This window comes from Streptomyces sp. LS1784, assembly GCF_020103755.1.
Classification (GTDB): Bacteria; Actinomycetota; Actinomycetes; order Streptomycetales; family Streptomycetaceae; genus Kitasatospora.
On sequence record NZ_JAHSQD010000918.1, the window covers coordinates 1 to 2084 of the forward strand.

Below are 2084 nucleotides of genomic sequence, written 5' to 3' on the forward strand. Positions count from 1 at the left end.
CGGCCGCGCAGCACCAGCGCCAGGCTGTCACCGACCGGGACGTCCACGTCGGCCTCCTCCGGCCGCTCCGGCGGGCGCGGGCCGGCGGCGGCCACCGGAACCCAGGCGGCGAGCGGACCGGGCCGCTCCAGCAGTGCGGCGCTCTCCTGCCCGAAGGTCTCCCGGACCTGCTCCATCAGCGCGGTCAGCACGCCGTCCCCGTTGGGCGCGCCGCGCAGCACCGTGCCGGCCAGCGCGCTGAGCGTCTGCGCCTCGGTCTGACTGCGGGCCGCCTGCTGGGTGCGCCGGGCCGCGAGGTCCACGACCGACGCCACCGATATGCCGACGATGGTGAAGATCGCCACCGCCATGATGTTCTGCGGCTCGTTGATGGTGAACGTGTGCAGCGGCGGGGTGAAGTAGTAGTTCAGCACCGAGGAGCCGACCAGCGCCGAGCCGATCGCCGGCAGCAGCCCGCCGACCAGCGCCGCGCACACCGTCAGCGACAGGAACAGCAGCATGTCGGTGGAGAGCCCCAGGCCGCCGATCGCGGTCAGCACGATCGCCATCAGCGGCGGGCCGACCAGCCCGATCAGCCAGCCGGCGACCGTCCGGGTACGGCCCAGGTCGGTGATCCGGCGGACCGGTATCTTGCCGTGCCGCCCGTGCCCGGCGTGCTCGTGGGTGACCATGTGGACGTCGATGTCCCCGGCCTCCCGGGTCACCGTGGTGCCGACGCCCGGCCCGTACAGGTACTGCCAGGCGGGCCGCCGACTGGTGCCCAGCACGATCTGGGTGGCGTTCACGCCCCGGGCGAAGTCCAGCAGCCCGGCGGCCGGGTCGTCGCCCAGCACGGCGTGGAAGGAGCCGCCGAGGCTCTCCACCAGCGCGCGCTGCTCGATCAGCGCCTGCGGCGAGCCGGAGCCCACCAGCCCGTCCGAGCGGGAGATGTGCACGGCCAGCAGTTCGCCGCCGGAGACCCGGGCCGCGATCCGGGCCGCCCGGCGGATCAGCGTCGCCCCCTCGGGCCCGCCGGTCAGGCCCACCACGATCCGCTCCCGGGCCTGCCAGGTGCCCTCGATGCCTTGCTCGGCCCGGTACTTCTGGAGGTACTCGTCCACCCGGTCCGCGGTCCACAACAGTGCCAGCTCGCGCAGTGCGGTCAGGTTGCCCGGGCGGAAGTAGTTGGCGAGGGCGGCGTCGATCTTCTCCGGCGCGTACACGTTGCCGTGCGCCAGCCGTCGCCGCAGCGCCTGCGGGGACATGTCCACCAGCTCGATCTGGTCCGCCCGGCGAACCACCTCGTCCGGGACGGTCTCGCGCTGGCGCACCCCGGTGATGCCCTCGACGGCGTCGCCGAGCGACTCCAGGTGCTGCACGTTGACGGAGGAGATCACGTCGATCCCGGCCGCCAGCAGTTCCTCGACGTCCTGCCAGCGCTTGTCGTTGCGGCAGCCGGGGACGTTGGTGTGGGCCAGCTCGTCCACCAGGGCCACCTGCGGGCGGCGGGCCAGGACGGCGTCCAGGTCCATCTCGGAGAACCGGGCGCCCCGGTGCACCACCTGCTGCCGCAGCACGACCTCCAGCCCGGCGACCATGTCCGAAGTCCGCCGGCGACCGTGGTCCTCCACGAACGCGACCACGACGTCCGTGCCACGTTCCTGCCGCCGGTGCGCCTCCGCGAGCATGGCGTACGTCTTGCCGACCCCGGGGGCCGCCCCGAGGTAGATGCGCAGCCTGCCTCGTCCCATGAGCACCATTCTTGATCCGGCCCTGCCCGGGAGACACCCCGGACACCTGTTCCCCTTGCCTTCGAGACTACGGCGTGCGACGAGATTTTCCGCTGATCAGTGCGCTGATCAGGCGGTTTTAGCGGCATATTGACGGCGAACCAGCCACTCGGCGGGGGTCGTCGGTCGTCCGGGAGGGGGCCTGAGACATCCGACGGCCCGGAAATGCGAAGAACCCCCATCCGGGTCCCGGATGGGGGTTCTTCTGAAGAATTGTTCGGCGGCGTCCTACTCTCCCACAGGGTCCCCCCTGCAGTACCATCGGCGCTGTAAGGCTTAGCTTCCGGGTTCGGAATGTAACCGGGCGTTTCCCTC

Annotated in this window: 1 protein-coding gene and 1 rRNA gene; both read right to left on the bottom strand. The window is 71.7% G+C overall.

The window, feature by feature from the left end:
* The coding region (locus tag KS423_RS44215) for a DUF4118 domain-containing protein (RefSeq protein ID WP_224285324.1) at positions 1-1730 on the bottom strand (1730 nt) is incomplete at its 3' end.
* 254 nt (positions 1731-1984) lie between these two features.
* A 5S ribosomal RNA gene (gene rrf, locus KS423_RS44220) occupies positions 1985-2084 on the bottom strand; the annotation flags it as partial.